The 18,948-nt window shown below is 66.5% G+C and carries 18 protein-coding genes; 8 read left to right on the top strand and 10 right to left on the bottom strand.

The features are described from left to right. Positions 1 to 37: 37 nt before the first annotated feature. The 5 genes from ACTIAO_RS03815 to ACTIAO_RS03795 all read right to left on the bottom strand — a co-directional run bounded on the left by ACTIAO_RS03815 (position 38) and on the right by ACTIAO_RS03795 (position 3,765). Positions 38 to 1,423 carry a glycine--tRNA ligase gene (locus ACTIAO_RS03815; protein ID WP_441904945.1) on the bottom strand — a complete coding sequence of 462 codons (1,386 nt, stop codon included), beginning with the start codon at positions 1,421 to 1,423 and terminating at the stop codon, positions 38 to 40. Positions 1,424 to 1,526: 103 nt separating this feature from the next. Beyond that, on the bottom strand, positions 1,527 to 1,931 hold the full coding sequence (locus ACTIAO_RS03810) for a type II toxin-antitoxin system VapC family toxin (protein WP_441904974.1): 405 nt from the start codon (positions 1,929 to 1,931) through the stop codon (positions 1,527 to 1,529). A gap of 7 nt (positions 1,932 to 1,938) precedes the next feature. Next, positions 1,939 to 2,196 carry a ribbon-helix-helix protein, CopG family gene (locus ACTIAO_RS03805; protein WP_441904944.1) on the bottom strand — a complete coding sequence of 86 codons (258 nt, stop codon included), beginning with the start codon at positions 2,194 to 2,196 and terminating at the stop codon, positions 1,939 to 1,941. A 40-nt stretch (positions 2,197 to 2,236) separates the two neighbouring features. Next, positions 2,237 to 2,848: a hypothetical protein gene (locus ACTIAO_RS03800; RefSeq protein ID WP_441904943.1), complete on the bottom strand. Its 612-nt coding sequence runs from the start codon at positions 2,846 to 2,848 to the stop codon at positions 2,237 to 2,239. A 227-nt stretch (positions 2,849 to 3,075) separates the two neighbouring features. Beyond that, on the bottom strand, positions 3,076 to 3,765 hold the full coding sequence (locus ACTIAO_RS03795; RefSeq protein ID WP_441904942.1) for a GNAT family N-acetyltransferase: 690 nt from the start codon (positions 3,763 to 3,765) through the stop codon (positions 3,076 to 3,078). A gap of 231 nt (positions 3,766 to 3,996) precedes the next feature. On the opposite strand from ACTIAO_RS03795, the gene ACTIAO_RS03790 reads away from it, so the two are divergent. The 3 genes from ACTIAO_RS03790 (at position 3,997) to ACTIAO_RS03780 (ending at position 7,217) form a co-directional block, all read left to right on the top strand. Then, positions 3,997 to 5,310, top strand: a complete 1,314-nt coding sequence (locus ACTIAO_RS03790; protein WP_441904941.1) for an ABC transporter substrate-binding protein — start codon at positions 3,997 to 3,999, stop codon at positions 5,308 to 5,310. 90 nt (positions 5,311 to 5,400) lie between these two features. Beyond that, positions 5,401 to 6,270 carry a carbohydrate ABC transporter permease gene (locus tag ACTIAO_RS03785; protein ID WP_441904940.1) on the top strand — a complete coding sequence of 290 codons (870 nt, stop codon included), beginning with the start codon at positions 5,401 to 5,403 and terminating at the stop codon, positions 6,268 to 6,270. Between the two features lie 14 nt (positions 6,271 to 6,284). After that, entirely contained in the window at positions 6,285 to 7,217 is a 933-nt protein-coding gene (locus ACTIAO_RS03780; RefSeq protein WP_441904939.1) for a carbohydrate ABC transporter permease, read from the top strand. A 66-nt stretch (positions 7,218 to 7,283) separates the two neighbouring features. Here ACTIAO_RS03780 and ACTIAO_RS03775 read toward each other — a convergent pair whose 3' ends face one another. Further along, positions 7,284 to 9,080 carry a glycoside hydrolase family 35 protein gene (locus ACTIAO_RS03775; protein WP_441904938.1) on the bottom strand — a complete coding sequence of 599 codons (1,797 nt, stop codon included), beginning with the start codon at positions 9,078 to 9,080 and terminating at the stop codon, positions 7,284 to 7,286. Between the two features lie 105 nt (positions 9,081 to 9,185). Here ACTIAO_RS03775 and ACTIAO_RS03770 point away from each other — a divergent pair, with 105 nt between their 5' ends. Further along, positions 9,186 to 10,223 (top strand): LacI family DNA-binding transcriptional regulator, encoded by a 1,038-nt coding sequence (locus tag ACTIAO_RS03770; RefSeq protein ID WP_441904936.1) that lies wholly within the window; start codon positions 9,186 to 9,188, stop codon positions 10,221 to 10,223. A 38-nt stretch (positions 10,224 to 10,261) separates the two neighbouring features. Beyond that, on the top strand, positions 10,262 to 11,704 hold the full coding sequence (locus ACTIAO_RS03765) for an MFS transporter (RefSeq protein ID WP_441904935.1): 1,443 nt from the start codon (positions 10,262 to 10,264) through the stop codon (positions 11,702 to 11,704). A gap of 18 nt (positions 11,705 to 11,722) precedes the next feature. Here ACTIAO_RS03765 and ACTIAO_RS03760 read toward each other — a convergent pair whose 3' ends face one another. After that, positions 11,723 to 12,124 carry a hypothetical protein gene (locus ACTIAO_RS03760; RefSeq protein ID WP_441904934.1) on the bottom strand — a complete coding sequence of 134 codons (402 nt, stop codon included), beginning with the start codon at positions 12,122 to 12,124 and terminating at the stop codon, positions 11,723 to 11,725. A 37-nt stretch (positions 12,125 to 12,161) separates the two neighbouring features. Next, entirely contained in the window at positions 12,162 to 12,785 is a 624-nt protein-coding gene (locus ACTIAO_RS03755) for an NADPH-dependent F420 reductase (RefSeq protein WP_441904933.1), read from the bottom strand. Between the two features lie 111 nt (positions 12,786 to 12,896). Here ACTIAO_RS03755 and ACTIAO_RS03750 point away from each other — a divergent pair, with 111 nt between their 5' ends. Continuing rightward, positions 12,897 to 13,370, top strand: a complete 474-nt coding sequence (locus ACTIAO_RS03750) for a MarR family winged helix-turn-helix transcriptional regulator (protein ID WP_441904932.1) — start codon at positions 12,897 to 12,899, stop codon at positions 13,368 to 13,370. An 18-nt stretch (positions 13,371 to 13,388) separates the two neighbouring features. Here ACTIAO_RS03750 and ACTIAO_RS03745 read toward each other — a convergent pair whose 3' ends face one another. Together ACTIAO_RS03745 and ACTIAO_RS03740 are read right to left on the bottom strand one after the other, a co-directional pair. Further along, positions 13,389 to 14,318, bottom strand: coding sequence for a serine hydrolase (locus tag ACTIAO_RS03745; RefSeq protein ID WP_441904931.1), 930 nt, complete (start codon positions 14,316 to 14,318; stop codon positions 13,389 to 13,391). Between the two features lie 113 nt (positions 14,319 to 14,431). After that, positions 14,432 to 16,396, bottom strand: a complete 1,965-nt coding sequence (locus tag ACTIAO_RS03740) for a M13 family metallopeptidase (RefSeq protein WP_441904930.1) — start codon at positions 16,394 to 16,396, stop codon at positions 14,432 to 14,434. A gap of 113 nt (positions 16,397 to 16,509) precedes the next feature. Between ACTIAO_RS03740 and ACTIAO_RS03735 the strand changes: the two genes are divergently transcribed. Together ACTIAO_RS03735 and ACTIAO_RS03730 are read left to right on the top strand one after the other, a co-directional pair. Then, positions 16,510 to 17,490 (top strand): diaminopimelate dehydrogenase, encoded by a 981-nt coding sequence (locus tag ACTIAO_RS03735; RefSeq protein WP_441904929.1) that lies wholly within the window; start codon positions 16,510 to 16,512, stop codon positions 17,488 to 17,490. A gap of 41 nt (positions 17,491 to 17,531) precedes the next feature. Continuing rightward, a complete protein-coding gene (locus ACTIAO_RS03730; RefSeq protein ID WP_441904973.1) occupies positions 17,532 to 18,842 on the top strand; it encodes an MATE family efflux transporter in 1,311 nt (436 codons plus the stop codon). The last annotated feature ends 106 nt before the right edge of the window (positions 18,843 to 18,948 follow it).

Raw genomic sequence — 18,948 nt, 5'->3', positions numbered from 1 at the left:
CGGGCGCGGACCCGGGCCCGGGGCGCGCGCGCCGGGCTCAGGCGCCCTTCAGGCGCTCCGCGAGGTAGTCGTTCAGCTCGGCGACCGGAACGCGCTCCTGCGCCATGGTGTCGCGTTCGCGCACGGTCACGGCGTGGTCGTCGAGCGAGTCGAAGTCGACCGTGACGCAGAACGGGGTGCCGATCTCGTCTTGGCGGCGGTATCGGCGACCGATGGCGCCGGCGTCGTCGAAGTCGATCGCCCAGTGACCGCGCAGCGAATCGGCGACCTCGCGGGCAAGCGGCGACAGCCGCTCATTGCGCGACAGCGGCAGGACAGCAACCTTGACCGGAGCCAGGCGCGGGTCGAGCTTGAGGACGGTGCGCGTGTCGGTGCCGCCCTTGGAGTTCGGCACCTCTTCTTCGACATACGAGTCGACGAGGAACGCCATCATCGTGCGCGTCAGGCCGAACGACGGCTCGATCACGTACGGCGTGTAACGCTCGCCCGAGGCCTGGTCGAAGTAGCTGAGGCTCTGACCCGATGCCTCGGAGTGGCTGTTCAGGTCGTAGTCGGTGCGGTTCGCGACACCCATGAGCTCGCCCCACTCCGAGCCGGTGAACCCGAAGCGGTACTCGAAGTCGATCGTGCCGGCCGAGTAGTGCGCGCGCTCATCCTCGGGAACATCGAACTGACGCATGTTCTCCGGGTCGATGCCGAGGTCGAGGAACCACGCCCAGCACACCTCGACCCAGTGCTCGAACCACTCCTGCGCGTCGGCAGGCGGCACGAAGTACTCGATCTCCATCTGCTCGAACTCACGGGTGCGGAAGATGAAGTTACCGGGGGTGATCTCGTTGCGGAACGACTTGCCGACCTGGCCGATGCCGAACGGCGGCTTCTTGCGGCTCGCGGTGAGCACGTTCGCGAAGTTCACGAAGATGCCCTGCGCAGTCTCAGGACGCAGGTAGTACAGGCCCGACTCGTCGTCGACGACGCCGAGGTACGTCTTCACGAGACCGGAGAAGGAGCGGGGCTCGGTCCACTTGCCGCGCGTGCCGCAGTCGGGGCAGGCGATATCGGCCATGCCGTTCTCGGGCGCACGGCCCTTCTTCGCCTCGTATGCCTCGAGGAGGTGATCTTCGCGGTGGCGCTTGTGGCACTGCAGGCACTCGACGAGCGGGTCGCTGAAGGTCGCGACGTGACCGGATGCTTCCCACACGCGCTTGGGCAGGATGATCGACGAGTCAAGGCCCACCATGTCGCCGCGTCCGCGCACGAAGGTCTGCCACCACTGCCGTCTGATATTCTCCTTCAGCTCGGTGCCGAGAGGCCCGTAGTCCCACGCAGAGCGCGAACCGCCGTAGATCTCACCTGCTTGGAACACGAACCCGCGGTGGCGGGCGAGGCTGATGACCTTGTCAAGACGGGACTGTTCGGCCACGGTGGCTCCAATGGTCGGATGCGACGGGGATTGCGCCCGTGAATACGGGCCTTTCAATCCTATCCGCGCCGCCGCTGACCATCAGCCCCACGTGAGACGGCGGTCAGGACGGCATCCTGGCGAGGATCCCCATCTCTTCGGATGCCGCGGCCAGACGATCATCGTAGGTCCACACCTCTTCGGCACCGACAGCGATCGCCGTCGCGAGGTGGATCGCGTCGAGCGAGCGGAGCACGGGCGGTCCGATGATGCGCGCACTCTCGACGACCGCCGATGCCATCGGGGCGAACGCGAGGTCGCTGGTTGCGAGGTCGAACGCGGACGTCAACGCGTCGAGTGGCTCGAAATCAATCCGTCGTCGGATGCCGCGCGCGAGCTCGACGCGCGTCAGGCTTGAGGAGATCAACCGATCTCCATTCGCCACTGCGTTGTCGATCGCATCACGCAATGCGCCGGATTGCTCTTCCCAGAACACGCGCTTGAGCACCGCACTGGTGTCGAGATACATGAGCACGTCAGATGCGATCTTCGCGATCGAGGAGGTCTGCGGTCGTCATGCCCGCCGGAAGGCGAAGCGTCGGAGTCACCGACCGATAGGGTCGCTCCGGCGGGATCACCCAATCCGGATAAGGGGTCGGCCGTGTGGCACCCGCAAGGCCGAGATGCTCATCGACAGCACGTCGGAGGATCTCCTGCTGGCTGAGTCCCGTGCGCTCCGCTTCGGCACGCAGCGCCTCCGCCGCGTCATCCCGCAACCTCAGATTCATCGCCATGAATTAATGGTACCAAGTGTGGAAAGAAATGGTACCGAATCTAGCGGTTCGGGAACACCTCTCCCCAACCGACCGCAAGAGACTCGGCGACGATACGAGCGTGCTCATCGGCCATCTCCTGCGGGATCGGCGGAAGCACGTCATCCCAGAACGCGAGTGCCGCACCCCGCCCCTGCATCATTCCGGCAGGGCGCGCGAGGGCCCACAGGTGCAGATGTGCGGAGCCGTCGTTCCAACGCCCGAAGTGACAGCGCGCGACACCCGGGATGGACTTCACTGCCTCGGACAAGCACTGCATGAGCGGCCCGAGGCCGGCGAGCACGTCCATCGGGGCGTCTTCGAGCAGCCAGTGTTCGCGGGGCGAGATCGCCGCCATGAACGGCAGCCCGCTCGGGTCCGACATCACCCGGACCTGCCAATGGTCGTCCTGCCAGATCGTGCCCGGCGAGGGCATGCAAGGACGGCACTCGGAAGGATCCGTCTCGCCACCGCGAGGCTTCTCCGGCACGAGCATCGGCTCGAGAGGACGCATGCGGATCTCGTCGAAGGCCCAGGGCAGGCCCTCGGTCAGCGCCGAAGCATCCAACCGCTCGCCGATAGGCAGGTGGTCGTGGAACGGGGAAACAGCGGGGACCTGCTCGACGTCACTCATGCATCCATAGAACCATCTCGGAAACTGGCTCTTGGCCACGGCGGTGCGGAACGCTTCGACTCCTCGCTCCGCTCGTCGCTCAACGCGTTTCGTCTCGCCTGCGGCTCGCTCAACGACCCGCAAAACGCAACGGGCTCGGCGTCACTCCCTGAGGAAACGCCACGGGGTCGGGGCACCCGCGAAACGCAACGGGGTCGGGGCACCCGCGAAACGCTACGGGCTCGGGATCACTCGGTGAAGAGGTATCCGCGCTCCACGTCGAAGCCGGCGACGTGCAGCCCCCGGCCGAGCAGTTCTTCCATCTCGCCGCGCAGGCGCGTGCGCCAGGCGTGCGCAGCATCCGGGTCCGATACTCGCATCGCCTCGACATCGGAGGGGATCTCGAGCGTCGCGGCGATCGCATCCTCAGCGGGCGCCTTCGCGATGTCTGCGAGCGCCCACTCGACATCGAGCCGGTCGCTCTCATCCCCAGCATCCCCGCCACCGAAGATGCCGTAGTTGTTCACCGAGTAGCCGGTCACCCGAGCGCCGAGCACGGCGAGGAAGAAGTGCGCGTTGCGCGCGACGAGCGGATCGAAAGTCCACGTGATGCCGCCGACATCTCGGGAGAACGCCCACTGGCGCTGGTGCTCTTTGAGCTCGCGCCCCCAGCCGCGACCGTGGTACTCGGGCAGGAGGGCTGTGATGTGGGAGTGCATCCGGCGCTTCCCCGGCGCTCCGAAGAACGCGATGGATGCGCCGACCATGCGCTCTTCGCCATCTTCGCCGTCGAACAGGCCGACGACGTAGTTGCCGGACTGCTGCAGCGCGCGCAGCGTGCCGGCGTCGATGACGCGCTCGGGCCCCCGGATGGAATCCAGCAGGCTCTGGGCGTCGATGATCGATTCAACGGTGTCGAGGTCACGGATGGTTCGCACGACTCCAGTCTGCCCCTCTCCACCCCGTCTGTGGAATCGCCAGCGAAATCCGCATCAGCGCACGTGAATGTCTGCGCACGACACGACACGGCACCCATCGCGACGGTGACAATGTTCTCCAGCTTATGAACGCAAACATTTCGGCGTTTAACAGTTCCCACCAGCGCGTGTGCATCACGGCATCCGCACTGTCCGTCAGTCACCTGACCCTCAAAGGGGAGAAACATCTTCATGGCCAACACACGCATCATCCGCACCGCGGCGCTCGTCACCGTCGGCGCCATCTCAGCATTCGGTCTCGCCGCCTGCAGCAGCTCGAGTGACAACGCCGGCGCAAGCTCCGACGGCGAGCCCGTCACGATCGAGTACATGCACCGCCTCGACAACGGCGCCGACATGGCCACGGTCGAGGAGATCACTCAGCGCTGGAACGACGAGCACCCCGAGATCCAGGTCAAGACGACCAAGTTCGATGGCGCCGCGACCGACATGATCCTCAAGCTCGAGACCGATGTGAAGGCCGGTAACGCACCGTGTCTCGCCCAGGTCGGCTACTCCGAGGCGCCGCAGCTGTACGTGAAGGGCCTCCTCGAGGACGTCACCACCGAGGCGGAGAAGTACGAAGACAACTACTCCAGCGGCGCTTTCGCGGGAATGCGCGTCGGCGACGTCGTCGTCGGGCTTCCTCAGGATGTCGGCCCGCTCGTCTACTTCTACAACGAGGCAGAGTTCGACAAGCTCGGGCTGACCGCCCCCGCGACGATCGAAGACCTCGCCGCGGAGTCCGCCACTGCGGCCGCCGCCGGCAAGTACATCACCGCTTTCTCCGCTGACGAGGCGACTCACTGGCTCGCCGCGCAGTCCGCTGCCGCTGGTGACACCTGGTTCGCGACCGAGGGCGACGAGTGGGTCGTGAACGCTGAGGGCGAAGGCTCGCAGACCGTCGCGGCACTCTGGCAGGGCCTGCTCGACAACGACCAAACTCTCAAGGCCGACCGCTGGGGCGAGCCCTTCACGATCGCCCTGAACGACGGCAGCCTGATCGGCCACATCGGCGCGGCATGGGAGGCGGGCTTCCTCCTCGACTCGCTCGACGGCACCCCGGCCGAAGGCCAGTGGCGCATCGCCCAGCTGCCCGCCTTCGGCGCGGGTGAGATGACCGGTCCTGACGGCGGATCCGGCGTCGCGGTCCTCAAGGGCTGCGAGAACCCGGCTGAGGCCATGGAGTTCAACAACTGGTTCAACACGCAGATCGATGACCTGTCCTCGCAGGGCCTGGTCGTCGCCGCCAACGGCACCCCGGAGACTCCCGAGAAGATGCTGCGCCAGTTCGGCGACCAGGATGTTCTCGCCGAGCTCGCCACGGCGACCGCGAACCTGAACCCGGACTTCCCGTATGCTCCCGGTTTCTCCACACTGTCCTCGATGACCGAGACCGCTGCCGCGGTTGTCACCGGTGAGAAGCCGGTTGCGGATATCTTCACCACCGCGCAGAACACCGCGATCAAGGCACTCACCGACCTCGGTCTGCCTGTCGCCAAGTAATTCTCTGCTCTCTCCGAGCACCCGCTCGGCGGAGGACATGCACAACGATGTCCTCCGCCGAGCTCTTTTCCCGAAGGGCGAGACCACGTCGTGACGACAACCGCTGAGACCATCGGCCGACGGCCGCGCGCCAGAAGAGGATTCCGCGCGCGTCAGGAGGCCCGCAACGGCTGGCTGTTCATGGCGCCGTTCTCCATCCTGTTCATCATCGTCTTCCTTGTTCCGATCATCGTGTCGGTCAAGTCGGCGTTCTTCTCCCAGGTGCCCTCCGGCGAGGGTCTCTACGGCGGCGGCGAGCTCGTCGACACGTTCGTCGGTTTCGACAACCTCGTCGCAGCGGCGAGCAATGACGCATTCTGGTCCGGCATGGGACGCGTCGTCCTCTACGCGGCGTTCCAGATCCCGGTCATGATCATCGTCGCGCTCGCGCTCGCACTTCTGTTGGACTCGTTCCTCGTGCGGCGCCCGGCGTTCTTCCGCCTCTCATTCTTCCTGCCGTTCGCGATCCCTGGCGTGATCGCGGCGATGATCTGGATGTACATGTACACTCCGGAGGTCTCGCCGTTCATGCAGTTCCTGCCCGAGGGAACGAACTTCATGGCTCCCGGCACGATCCTGGCCTCGATGGCGAACATGACCACGTGGACCTACACCGGCTACAACATGCTGATCTTCCTCGCAGCCCTCCAGTCCATCCCGCGCGAGCTCTACGAGGCGGCACGCCTGGACGGAGCCAACGGGTTCCAGATTTCGATGAAGATCAAGGTGCCGATGGTGCGCGGAGCGGCGCTCCTTGCCGAACTCCTGGATGGGCCTGGACTACACGCCCATGATGCTCACCTACAACTCAATGATGGGCGAACTGTCCCCCTCGGGCAGCGGCCCGGCATCCGCATACTCGCTGCTGATGGCCGTCATCGCCGGCGTCCTCGCCGTCGTCTATGCACTCCTGCAGCGTAAGAAGGCCGACTGACATGAGCACCACCACACTGATCACCGCCCCTGCAGCCGACACCGCCGCTGCCAGGCGCAAGGCGCGTCGGGCACCGGCGGCCGACCTCCCGCCGCGCTCGGTCGCCCCGGGGCCAGCCGCGAAGACCTTCGGCATCATCGCCCTCGTCATCGCTCTGATTTACTTCCTCATGCCCGTGTACTGGGTGATCGTCGCATCCACGAAGAGCAACGCAGACCTGACGAACACGTTCGGGTTCTGGTTCGCGAACTGGAACCTCGACACCAACTACGCCAGCCTCATGGACTGGACGCACGGCCTGTTCTGGCGCTGGGTCGGCAACTCGATCCTGTACTCGACCGTCTCGGGTGTCATCGCCACTCTGTTCGCCATCATGGCGGGTTACGCGATCGCGAAGTTCGTCTTCCCCGGCAAGAAGATCGCCGTCGCCATCATCATGGCGGGGCTCTTGCTCCCGGTGGCACTGCTGACCGTGCCGCTGTACATGGAGTTCCACGCGCTGGGCCTCACGAACACCATGTGGGCGATCATCATCCCCTCCGCGGTGTCGCCGTTCGGCGTCTTCCTCAGGATGGTCTACGCCGAGACGTCCGTGCCGACCGAGCTGCTCGAGGCAGCCCGCATCGACGGCGCCAGCGAAGGCCGGATCTTCTTCACGATCGTGCTGCGCCTGCTGGCCCCCGCGATGGTGACGATCTTCCTGTTCATCTTCGTGGCGACGTGGAACAACTTCCTGCTGCCGTTGATGATGATCTCCAGCGCCGACTTGAAGCCGGTGGCCCTCGGCCTCTACGGCATGATGAGCTACTTCGCCCCGGACAAGGGCGCAGTGATGCTCGGCGCGCTGCTGGGCGTCGTGCCGCTGATCATCCTGTTCTTCGGCCTGCAGCGCTTCTGGCAGTCCGGCCTCGCCGCCGGCGCCGTCAAGGGCTGAGCAGGCTTACAAAGAAGGGCTCGCGACTTCGGTCGCGAGCCCTTCTTCGTGTTCACAGTCCCGTGATCAGGACCCGATGAACTCCTCCACCGGCCCGTATTCGGGGGCCTCGCGGAGCTCGACGGATGCCGGAAGCCCATCGGTGTCGAGCACGACGATCTCGTTGGCGCCGGCCTTCCACAGCGGTGCGGGTGCGTAGAGGGTGATCTGCGGGCCGCGATCCCAGTAGCGGCCGAGCAGGAAGCCGTTCAGCCAGACCATGCCCTTGAGCCCGCCGGGGAAGGCGAGCCAGGAGTCGGCGGGCTCTGCGACCTCGACGGTCGCGGACGCGAGACCGTCGCGACCTGACATTTCGGATGCCGTGACGCCGGATGCAGCGGTGGCGGATGCCGTCGGCACTTCGAGCGGGATCGCACGATGCGTCCAGCCGTGCACGAAACGCCTGCCGCCGATCAGGACACCATCGAGGATGCCCTTGTGCGCACCGGTGTGAGGACCGTAGTTGATGCGGCCGAGGCTCTCCACGAAGATCGTCAGCGTGCCGACGCGGGCACCGCCGGAGACCGTGAGGACGTGCTCGCCGTCGTGCTCCATCGTGCCGATGCGCTCGTCGTCGATGTAGAGGGTCGCCCGGTCCCGCAGGCCGGCGATGGTGATCGTCGCGTCTGCGGGGACATCGATGGATGCCTGGTAGACGACGATGCCATCTTCGGCCCCGAGCTGTTCGAAGCTCTGCGGCATCGCGGTGCGATCACCGATCACCGGGAGCGCCTCGACGAGGGCGCGCAGGCCGGCTGCCGGAGTCAGCGCAACACTCTGTGCCGGTTGAACCGGGTTCGGCGCGGGCGGCTCGGGCAGCTCGCCGTCGTGGAAGGGCGCGAACGCCGCACGCAGTGCATCGAACTTCTCCCCCAGCGATCCGTCCTCGTGGATCGGAGCATCCGAGTCGTAGCTGGTGATTGTCGGCTCGAGCATGCCGAAGTGGTTGGCGCCGTTCCACAGCCCGAAGTTGGTGCCGCCATGCGCCATGTAAATGCTGACCGAGCCGCCCGCGGCGAGCAGTTCATCGACCGTGCCGATCATGCTCTCGGCAGCGCGCACGTGGTGCTGCTCGCCCCAGTGGTCAAACCATCCGCCCCACAGCTCACTGCACATCAGCGCCTGTCCCGGCACGCGGAGTTCTTCTGCGGTGGCGACCCCGGTGCCGAAGGTGAAGGTTCCCATCGCACCGTCGACGGAGCCGTGGGTGACCATGTCGGGGGTGATGCCGTCGGCGGTGGTGAGCAGCTCGACGATGCCGCGCGAACGCAGTCCATCCCGCTGATGCTCGAGATACGCACGGTCACTCCCGAAGGACCCGTACTCGTTCTCGACCTGCACAGCGACGATCGGCCCGCCGTATGCCGCCTGCAGGGGCACCATCCGCGGGATCAGCTCATCGAACCAGCGATCGACGGCGGCCAGGAACTCCGGATCGCTCGTGCGCAGCGCCGACACGCGACCGGTCAGCCACGAGGGCAGCCCACCGTTCGACCACTCCGCGCAGATATACGGACTGGGGCGCAGGAACACATCGAGGCCCACTTCACCGGCGAGACGGACGAACCCTTCGAGGTCCTGCCACCCGTCGAAGCGGATGCCGCCCTCGACGCGCTCGTGGAAGTTCCAGGCGACGTATGTGTCGACAGTGTTTGCGCCCATAGCGGCCAACCGCCGGAGGCGGTCCTCCCACTGATCGGGGTGCACGCGGAAGTAATGCATGGCGCCGGCGAGGATGCGATGCGGCCTGCCGTCACGATTCAGCTGCCCGTCACGCCAGGTGAGCGCCGGCTCCCCCTGGGTCGTCGAGACTGCTTCATTCATTAGGAACTCCTCCGGCAGGACTCAAAATTGTTTGCGTTCACATTATCTCATCAATAGAACGAGAGACACTCGCGTCGCGGCATCCCGATCACTAGCATTGAGGGCATGTCACCCCGCCGAGCGCCCGCTGATCGCGCTCCCAATCAGAACGACGTCGCGCGGCTCGCTGGTGTCTCTGCCCAGACCGTATCGCGGGTGATGTCCGGCCAGAGCAACGTGCGCCCTGACACGGCGCGCAAGGTACTCAACGCCGTCGAAGAACTCGGCTACCGCGTGCACGCGGCGGCGGCGTCCTTGGCATCCGGCCGCACCCGCATCCTGGGCGTCATCGTGCTCAGCACGAACCGGTACTCGACTGCGGCGCTCGGCGTCGGCATCGAGAAGGTGGCTGCTGCCAACAACTACACGGTGACCACGGCATCCGTCTCGGATCACGCCACCATCGAAGACATCGCCGCGGCATTCGATCTGCTGGAGCGGCAGGGCGCCGAGGGCATCATCTTCGGTGTTCCCGTCTCTCTCGATCATCCACTGATGAGAACGCGGACCGAGCGGACCCCCTCCACCCGGAACGTGCGGATCTCGCCCGAGGAAGACACCGAATTCGCCGTCGACCAGACAGAGGTTGCCCGCCTCGCTGTCGAGCACCTTCTCACGCTCGGCCACGAGACCGTGTGGCATGTCAGCGGCGACGAGTACTGGTCAGAGAGTGTCCAGCGCCGCGAGACCTGGGAAAGCGTGCTGCGCGAGCACGGCATCGAGCCTCCCCCGGTCATCCCCGCCGACTGGACTTCCGAATCGGGCTACCGAGCAGGCCGTACACTCGCAGCGATCCCCGGGGCCACCGCTGTCTTCGTCAGCAGCGATGAGATGGCCTTCGGAGTGATCCGCGCTCTGCATGAGGCGGGCCGCGCGGTCCCCGATGACGTATCGATCGTCAGCGTCGATGACATCGCGCTGGCGGCATACGCCTCCCCGGCTCTCACGACCGTGCGGCAGCCGTTCGAAGCCGTCGGTGCGGGGGCCGCTCGGCGAGTGATCGCGCAGATCGAGGGAACCGAGCCGCTCGGCGAAGCGCCACTGATCGAGCCGACACTGATCCTGCGGTCCTCGACCGCACCGCCTCGCCTCGCGCAGGACTGACGGCGCCCGCCCCCACTGTTGACCAGTAGCCTGGTCAGGTGGGAAATGACGACGAGAGAGCACGCAAGAGACTCTCCCGCACCCCCAACCGCGGCCTCACCGTCGCCGTTCTCGCCTTCGCCGGCCTCGCGTCGTCCTTCATGTTCACGCTCGTCGTGCCGCTGCAGGCAGAGCTCCCGGCCCTGCTGAATGCGTCTCGCGAGGACACCACCTGGGTCGTCACGATCACGCTGCTCGTCGCCGCCATCGCCACGCCAATTTCCGGACGCCTGGGCGACATGTACGGCAAGCGCCGCGTCATCGTCGTTCTCATGATCATGCTGATCATCGGCTCCGTCATCGCTGCGCTCTCGACATCGATCGTCGGAGTGATCATCGGTCGGGCACTGCAGGGCGGTGTCACCGGCATCATCCCGCTCGGCATCGCGATCATGCGCGACATCCTGCCTCCCAAGCGCCTCGGCACCGCGGTCGCACTGATGAGCGCGACGATGGGCGTCGGCGGAGCGGTCGGGATGCCATTGGCCGCGTACCTCGCCATCAATGCCGACTGGCACTCGCTGTTCTGGCTCGCCGCGGGGCTCGGCATCGCCGGCCTCGTTCTGGTGCTCCTGTTCGTTCCCGAAGACGTGCTGCTCTCCCCCGGCCGCCTCGACATCATCGGGGCCGTCGGCCTCGCGATCGGCCTGAGCGGACTCCTGCTCTACGTCTCACGCGGCGCGCAATGGGGCTGGACGTCACCCGTCGGCCTCGCCCTGGTCCTCGGCGGAGTGCTCGTGCTGCTCCTGTGGGGCTGGTACCAGTTGCGCGCGAAGGACCCGCTGCTCGACCTGCGGGTCGCCGCCCGCCCCGCCGTGCTGCTGACCAACATCGCCGCGATCGGCATGGGCTTCGCCCTGTTCTCATCAAACGTGACATTCCCGCAGATGCTCGAGCTCCCCGTCGAGACGGGATCCGGCTTCGGGCTCGACATGCTCACCGCCTCGTTCATCATCATGCCCGCGGGACTGGTGATGATGGTGCTCTCGCCGCTCTCCGGCTGGCTCGAGCGCACGATCGGCCCACGCCCACTGTTCACCGTCGGCAGCGCAGCGATCGTGATCGCCTACGTGTACGTGCTCGTGTGGTCGTCGGAGTGGGTGCACATCCTCATCGCCAACGCGATGATCGGCGTCGGCATCGGCTTCACGTTCGCTGCCATGCCGATGATCATCATGCGCTCGGTGCCGGCCAATGAGACTGGCGCTTCGAACGGCCTCAACGCCCTGTTCCGTTCCGTGGGCACCTCGAGCGCGTCGGCCGTCATGGGCGCCGTACTCGCGGCGATGAGCATCGACGTCGACGGCATCGCCGTGCCGACGCGGGAGGCCTTCAACGTCTGCTTCTGGCTCGCGATCGTTGCTGGGGCCATCGCGCTGGTGCTGTCGCTGTTCATCCCGAAGATCCGCCCGCTCGAGAAGCATCCTTCGCTCCCCAGCTGACCGGCTATCGGGACGAAGTCAGAGGGTGAAGCCGTCCGGATCGCCCGCCCGAGGCGGGCGCAGTCGGTCGGGAATCGGCCACGCCAAGACGATCGGCTCGGATGCCGGACGCGTCATATCGCCGTAATCATCCACCTTCACGACGATGCGCCCCTGGATGCCGTCATGGTCGGGCGTGACCTCGACGATGCGGACCCGCGTGGGGTCTCGGTCATCCTCGAGCACCTCGCCTTCCAGCATCCACGGATCGGCGAGCCATGCGAGGCCGTGCTCTTCGAGAATCTCCTCGGCGACAAGCCAGTCGACAGCATCTGAGACCGTGCGCCCGAGGATGTCGACACCCACCCAATCGTCGCCCGATGGGTGGATCCAGCCGAGCAGTTCGCCATCGTCGCGGCGGTGCGGGGTCCAGTCGTCCATGCGACGAGGCTACCCGCACCGCCCTGATGTCCTGCGATCAGGCGCGAACGGCGAATCCTCCGGTCCAGCCGATCTGCTCGCGCACAGCGAGCACCATCTGCAGGAAGCCGAGGGCTTCGAGCTCACGGGCACGCTTCAGTGCCCCGGCATCCGCCACCTTCAGGCCCGCGGCGGTGATCACGTCGGTGAGAAGCTTCTTCGCGGCGTCGTCGTCTCCGGCAATCTGCACGACAGTCGGCTCGCCGCCGAGCTCACCCGAAGCGAGGGTCGCGGCGAGGTTCGTGTTGAAGGCCTTGACGACCTTGGCTGCGGGGACGAGGGCTGCGAGCTCGGCGGCAGCCGACGAGTCCGCCGGTACGACGAGACCATCGAAGGTGGCGAAGTCGACGGGGTTGGTGATGTCGACGACGACCTTGTTCGCGAGCTGGTCGCCATACGTCGTGGCGATCTCGGCGAGCGCGGGATACGGGACGGCGAGAACGACGATCTCCCCCGAGATCGCGTCGCCGATGACGCCAGCGGACGCGCCGACGGATGCCGCGGCCGTCCCGGCCTTCTCGACGTCGCGCGCGAGGATCTGCACGCTCGCGCCGCCCTCCGCGGCGATGCCGGCGATGGCCTGGCCCATGTTCTCTGTTCCGATGACGGTGATCGCAGTCATTGTGAAGCCTTTCGTGAGTCGTAATGTTCCCAGTCGCAGCATCTGGTTGCTGCGGCAACTACTTGTTCCAACCCACTTGCCCTGGCAACTATTCCCGGCAGAATGGGGAGCATGACCAGACCTCTCTCACGCATGACCCCGCAGCAGTCCAGGGCCTGGCTCGCGCTCACCGGTACCGCTGAGCTGCTGCCCGTGGCTCTCGATGCTCAACTGCAGCGCGATTCTTCGATGACGCACTACGAATTCATCCTGCTCACCGTGCTGCAGCGGCAGGGTGCGATGCGGCTGAGCGACCTCGCCGCGGCGACGAATGCGGCACTCCCCCGCGCCTCGAAGGTTGCGAGTCGGCTGCAGCAGCGCGGGCTCATCGAACGTCAGGAGAGCACGGAGGATCGCCGCAGCGTGAAGTTGACGCTCACGAAACAGGGGCGTCGCCAGCTCGTGCTGGCAACACCGGGGCATTTCGATACCGTGCACCGGCTCGTGCTCGACCAGCTCAGCGAGGCACAGCTCGACAGCCTCGCCGACGCGCTCGAACCGGTCGTGCAGGCGCTCGACCCGCAGCGGCGGTTCGGTCCGTTCTGAGGGCGCAGCGCCCGGACGTCAGTGCGCGTACTCCATGAGCTCGACGCCCAGCGTGCGGAATGCGTCGTGCACGCGAAGGCGATGCGCGATCGACAGGTCATCGAAACCGACGACCATCGCATAGGAGATTCCGGCGCGAGGACCTGCGAGCACGCCCGCCTCGGCGCGGACGCCGCGGTCCCGTCCGGTCTTGTTGATGAACAGCAGTCCATGAGCATCGTGGTCATGGGAGAACGGGTCAAGACCGGTGGATGCCGCGACGAGACTCAGATCGTGATTCAGGCTCAGCCACTCCGAGACCTGGACGCTCACCGCAGCATCCACGACCTGTGAGTTCACCAGCGCCGAGAACAGTCCCGCGAGTTCACGAGTGGTGCCGACGGCGACCTGCGGAGCATCGTCGGGACCGCGCTCGTCGCGGAAGCGGTCAAGGATGGCCGTCCGCCGCAGGCCCAGCGACTCGATCCGCTCGCGCACGCGATGGTGTCCGACCTGCTGGAGCAGGATGTTGACCGCGATCGGATCTCCGGTCGCAGCTGCCAGGGTCGCGAGGTCGGTGAGCGGCAGCACGGGGGTGCGCAGATTGCGCCACACTCCGGATGTCGTCACGGCATCCGTCGATGAACGATCAACAATCTCCAGCGGGTCCAGGGTTCCCGCCTCGAACCGCGCAGCGACTTCGATGAGCAGCGGCACGACGCCGAGGCCTGCGATCGGGAGCGTCACATGATCATCCCCGGTGAGCACCTGGGCTTCGGTATCGAGATCCTTGACGTGGACAGAAACCTGCGCGCCGGCATCCGCAAGCTCTTCCAGCGCACGCATCGTCGAGGTGAACGACCGCCGCCCGACGGCGGCACGGCGCGGCAGACGACGGGTTCTGCTGCGTTGAGATCGGCGCAGCGTCGCCGTTCCTTCTACTGGCTCGGGGGGCGGGGGAGAGCCCACGAGTATTCCTTCCCGGGAAGGTTTTGGGGGGATGCCGTCATCGGCACAGCCGAGATGGCACTGGCTATCGTAACCCCGCCCGCCGAGCGCAGTTCACCGCCTGTGGATAACAGTCACCAGATCGTCACACGCTGATCATTCGGCAGGTGCAGAGCGTCATCGGCGGTCACGCCGAAGGCCTCGTAGAACGCATCGATGTTGCGCACGATCTGGTTGCAGCGGAACTCATTCGGCGAGTGCGGGTCGATCGTGAGGAGCCTGATCGTCTCCGCATCCCGGCTCTTCTGCTGCCAGACCTGCGCCCAGCTGAGCAGCAGCCGCTGCACGCCGGTGAGCCCGTCGATGACGGGGGCGTCCGCGCCGCCCAGCGACAGCTCGTAGGCCTTCAGCGCGATGCCGAGCCCGCCGAGGTCACCGATGTTCTCGCCGATCGTGAGCGCGCCGTTGACGTGATTCTCCTCCGGCAGACCAACCGGGACGAGTGCGTCGTACTGCGCGATGAGGGCCTTCGTGCGCTCCTCGAACGCTGAGCGATCAGCATCCGTCCACCAGTCGTCGAGCTTGCCGGATCCGTCGTAGCGGCTGCCCTGGTCATCGAAGCCGTGACCGATCTCGTGGCCGATCACCGCGCCGATTCCGCCGTAGTTCGCGGCCGCGTCGCGGGACGCGTCGAAGAAGGGGTACTGCAGGATCGCCGCCGGGAACACGATCTCGTTCATCGACGGGTTGTAGTACGCGTTGACCATCTGCGGCGGCATGTGCCACTCATCGCGGTCGATCGGCTTTCCGATCTTGTCGACGTTGCGGTCGTGCTCGAAGATGTTCGCGCGACGGACGTTTCCGAAGAGGTCATCCGCATCGATCTCGAGCGCCGAATAGTCGCGCCAGACCTCGGTGTGGCCGATCTTCGGGGTGAACGCATCGAGCTTCGCCAGAGCCCGCTCGCGCGTCTCCGGGCTCATCCACTCCAGGGTCGTGATGCTCTGCCGGTACGCCTCGATGAGGTTTCCGACGAGCTCATCCATCGCAGCCTTGGCCGTCGGCGGGTAGTGCCGCTCGACATAGACCTTACCGATCGCTTCGCTGAGTGCGCCCTCGGTGAGCGAGACACCGCGCTTCCAGCGTTCGCGGATCGTGGGGACGCCGGTGAGCTCGGTGCCGTAGAAAGAGAAGTTCTCCTGCACGAAGTCGTCGGTGAGGAACGCGGCGGCGGCATGCACGACCTGTCCGCGCAGCCAGGCCTTCCAATCGTCGAGGTGCTCGGCGGTGAGCAGGGACCCGAGGCCCTCGAAGGCGCTCGGCTGGCTGACGACGACCTCGGTGAAGGCATCCGGGTTGGTCGGGCCGACGGCATCGCGCCACGGGGCAAGGTCGACGCCGACGAGCGCCTGGAAGTCATCCCAGGACTTGAGGTTGTACGTCTCTACCGCGTCTCGGCTGCGGACGTTGTCCCAGTGGTGCGAGGCGATCGCGGTCTCGAGCGCGAACGCCCGCTCGGCCTCTCCTGCGGCATCCGCGATGTCGGCGAGGGCGAGGAGACGCTCGAGGTGCGCGCGATACGCGGCGCGGGTTTCGACGAAGTTGTCGAGGCGGTAGTAGCTCTCGTCGGGAAGCGAGAGCCCGGACTGCACCAGGATCGGCACGTAGCGCTCGGGGTCGCCCGGGTCGCCATCGACGTAGAGGCCGATCATGTGGGCGCGACCATCGCGCTCGTACGCGCCGGCGAGCGCGAGCAGGGCGGGGATGCTGTCGACCGCGTCGATCTCGGCAAGAGTCTCCTGCAGGGGCTGGATGCCGGCGGCGTCGATGCGCGCGGTGTCCATGAAGCCCGTGAAGAGGTCGCCGATCTTGCGCTCGAGGGTGCCTTCCGCGGCATCCTGCGACTCTTCGATGATCGCCCGGACGTCCTTCTCGGCCTGCTCGGCGAGGAGGTGGAACGATCCCCAGCGCGCCTTGTCACCGGGAATCTCGGTGCGATCGAGCCACGCGCCGTTGACGTAGCGGTACAGGTCGTCCTGCGGGCGGATGTCGGAGCTGAATTCTTCGGTCGCGAGACCGGCGGGAAGCACATCACTCATGCCGTCCAGCCTATGCGGGTGGTGCGACATCGTGCGCGGATCGGGTCGATGCGAGCGGCGTGCACCGCTTCGATACGCTGGGGCATTCTGCCCCCCACCGAAGGAGACCGCGCATGAGCACCCCGATCCGCATTGGAATCGTCGGTTACGGAAACCTCGGCCGCGGCGTCGAGGCCGCAATCGAGCGCAGCGAAGACATGGACCTCGTCGGCGTCTTCACCCGGCGCGATCCTGCCGATGTGCTCACACGCGCAGCATCCGCCCACCGGATGGAGGCGCTCGCCGACTACGCGAACGACGTCGACGTGCTGATCCTCTGCGGCGGATCCAAGAACGACCTGCCCGTGCAAGCTCCCGAGCTCGCCGCGCGCTTCACCATCGTCGACAGTTTCGACACGCACGCACGAATTCCCGAGCATTTCGCCGCCGTGGATGCTGCCTCGCGAGCCGCCGGCACCACCGCACTCATCTCGGCCGGATGGGACCCCGGTATGTTCTCGCTGAACCGCGTCTTCGGCGAATCGCTGCTCCCGGACGGTGACACCTACACGTTCTGGGGTCGGGGTCTCAGCCAGGGGCACTCCGATGCGATCCGCCGAGTCGATGGCGTCGCCGGCGGCGTGCAGTACACGGTGCCCAGTGCGGATGCCGTCGCATCCGTCCGCTCGGGCGAGCGCCCGACGCTCACCACCCGGCAGAAGCACACTCGCGAGTGCTTCGTCGTGCTCGCCGACGGGGCCGATGCGGATGCCGTGCGCGAGGCGATCGTGAGCATGCCGGACTACTTCGCCGACTACGACACCACTGTCACGTTCATCTCCGCAGAGGAGCTCGCCCGCGACCATGCCGCGATGCCGCACGGTGGATTCGTGATCCGCAGCGGCGTGACCGGAGACGGCGCAACGCAGACGATCGAATACGGGCTGACCCTCGGCAGTAATCCGGAGTTCACCGCGAGCGTGCTCGTCGCCTATGCTCGCGCGGTGCACCGCATGAACGCCGCCGGCCAGATCGGTGCCCACACGGTCTTCGACGTCGCCCCCGGCCTGCTCTCGCCGAAGTCACCGGAGCAGTTGCGGGCAGAGCTGCTCTGAGCAGGTCCGCAAGCGCATAGTCTCGAGGGGTGAGCCGTGAGATGACCCTGAACCGGGAGATCCTGCGCCTCGCCGTCCCCGCTCTCGGCGCGCTGGTTGCCGAGCCGGCTTTCCTGATGGTGGATGCTGCGCTCGTCGGCCATCTCGGAACCGTGCCGCTCGCGGGGCTCGGCATCGCCAGTGCCGTGCTGCAGACGATCGTCGGGCTCATGGTCTTCCTCGCCTATTCGACGACACCAGCGGTTGCACGCCGGTTCGGGGCGGGCGAGCACAAGGATGCCGTCTCGATCGGCATCGACGGCATGTGGTTGGCGCTGGGGCTCGGGTCCGTGCTCGCGGCTGCCGGCGCCCTCTCGTCACCATGGCTGGTGTCGCTGTTCGGTGCGACGGCGGATGTCGCAGCGCAGGCTGACACGTACCTGATGATCAGCATGTGGGGCCTGCCGGCCATGCTCATCGTGTTCGCCGCGACCGGACTGCTGCGCGGGATGCAGGACACGGTGACGCCGCTGTGGATCGCGGGACTCGGGTTCGGGGCGAATGCGGCACTGAACTTCCTCTTCATCTACGGGTTCGGCTGGGGCATCGCCGGTTCCGCGATCGGGACGGTCACCGCGCAGTGGGCGATGGTCGCCGCCTACGTCATCATCATCGGGCGGCTGGCCCGCAAGCACTCCGCGTCCGTGCGCCCGCAGCGTGAGGGCGTGCGCGGGTCGGCGCGATCGGGTGGATGGCTGTTCCTGCGCACGGTGAGCCTGCGCGCCGCTCTCCTCATCACCGTCGGCGTCGCCACCCGCATCGGCACCGAGGAGCTCGCCGGCTGGCAGGTCGTCTTCACGATCTTCTCCGCCGCGGCATTCGCGTTGGATGCTCTCGCGATCGCCGCCCAAGCCCTGATCGGCAAAGGTCTGGGTGCCGGAGACATCCCCGGCGTCCGTCATGTGCTGGCCCGCACCGTCGCGTGGGGGGCCTGGTTCGGCGTGGTCGTCGGCGTGATCATCGGCGCGCTGTCGGGAGTGATCGGTCTGGCGTTCACGGGTGACCCGGTCCTTGCCGCACTCATCCAGCCCGCCCTCATCGTGCTCGCCGTCGCCCAGCCGATCGCCGGGATCGTATTCGTGCTCGACGGGGTACTGATGGGATCAGGCGATGTCCGCTACCTCGCGATCGCCGGTGCGCTGAACCTCGTGCCGTTCATCCCTGCGCTCATGATCATCATCATGGTCGGCGTTTCCGGGACGGCCGGAGTCACGTGGCTGGCCGTGGCATTCTTCGGCGTCTTTCTCCTCGCCCGCTTCGCAACTCTCGGCTGGCGCGTGAAGACCGGCGGCTGGCTGCGGGCAGACGCGTAGTCACCCATGCTCCACATCGCGATGCCTTCGTCACTTGTCCACGGATCGCGGGCTAGCGGAAGGCAGCGTCGTCAGACGCTGGCATCCTGGTCTCATTGCGACCACA

The sequence above is a fragment of the Microbacterium sp. genome (assembly GCF_052099035.1).
Taxonomy (GTDB): Bacteria; Actinomycetota; Actinomycetes; order Actinomycetales; family Microbacteriaceae; genus Microbacterium.
Note: the sequence above shows the minus strand (reverse complement) of the source record. Positions and strands in the feature narration are given on the sequence as shown.

Bases quoted from the DNA above. Each gene is read 5' to 3' on its own strand.
- ACTIAO_RS03760 (WP_441904934.1), bottom strand. From the start codon at position 12,124: ATGGACGACTGGACCCCGCACCGCCGCGACGATGGCGAACTGCTCGGC.
- ACTIAO_RS03775 (WP_441904938.1), bottom strand. From the start codon at position 9,080: ATGAATGAAGCAGTCTCGACGACCCAGGGGGAGCCGGCGCTCACCTGG.
- ACTIAO_RS03780 (WP_441904939.1), top strand. From the start codon at position 6,285: ATGAGCACCACCACACTGATCACCGCCCCTGCAGCCGACACCGCCGCT.
- ACTIAO_RS03755 (WP_441904933.1), bottom strand. From the start codon at position 12,785: ATGACTGCGATCACCGTCATCGGAACAGAGAACATGGGCCAGGCCATC.
- ACTIAO_RS03735 (WP_441904929.1), top strand. From the start codon at position 16,510: ATGAGCACCCCGATCCGCATTGGAATCGTCGGTTACGGAAACCTCGGC.
- ACTIAO_RS03800 (WP_441904943.1), bottom strand. From the start codon at position 2,848: ATGAGTGACGTCGAGCAGGTCCCCGCTGTTTCCCCGTTCCACGACCAC.
- ACTIAO_RS03730 (WP_441904973.1), top strand. From the start codon at position 17,532: ATGACCCTGAACCGGGAGATCCTGCGCCTCGCCGTCCCCGCTCTCGGC.
- ACTIAO_RS03770 (WP_441904936.1), top strand. From the start codon at position 9,186: ATGTCACCCCGCCGAGCGCCCGCTGATCGCGCTCCCAATCAGAACGAC.
- ACTIAO_RS03790 (WP_441904941.1), top strand. From the start codon at position 3,997: ATGGCCAACACACGCATCATCCGCACCGCGGCGCTCGTCACCGTCGGC.
- ACTIAO_RS03740 (WP_441904930.1), bottom strand. From the start codon at position 16,396: ATGAGTGATGTGCTTCCCGCCGGTCTCGCGACCGAAGAATTCAGCTCC.
- ACTIAO_RS03750 (WP_441904932.1), top strand. From the start codon at position 12,897: ATGACCAGACCTCTCTCACGCATGACCCCGCAGCAGTCCAGGGCCTGG.
- ACTIAO_RS03810 (WP_441904974.1), bottom strand. From the start codon at position 1,931: ATGTATCTCGACACCAGTGCGGTGCTCAAGCGCGTGTTCTGGGAAGAG.
- ACTIAO_RS03805 (WP_441904944.1), bottom strand. From the start codon at position 2,196: ATGGCGATGAATCTGAGGTTGCGGGATGACGCGGCGGAGGCGCTGCGT.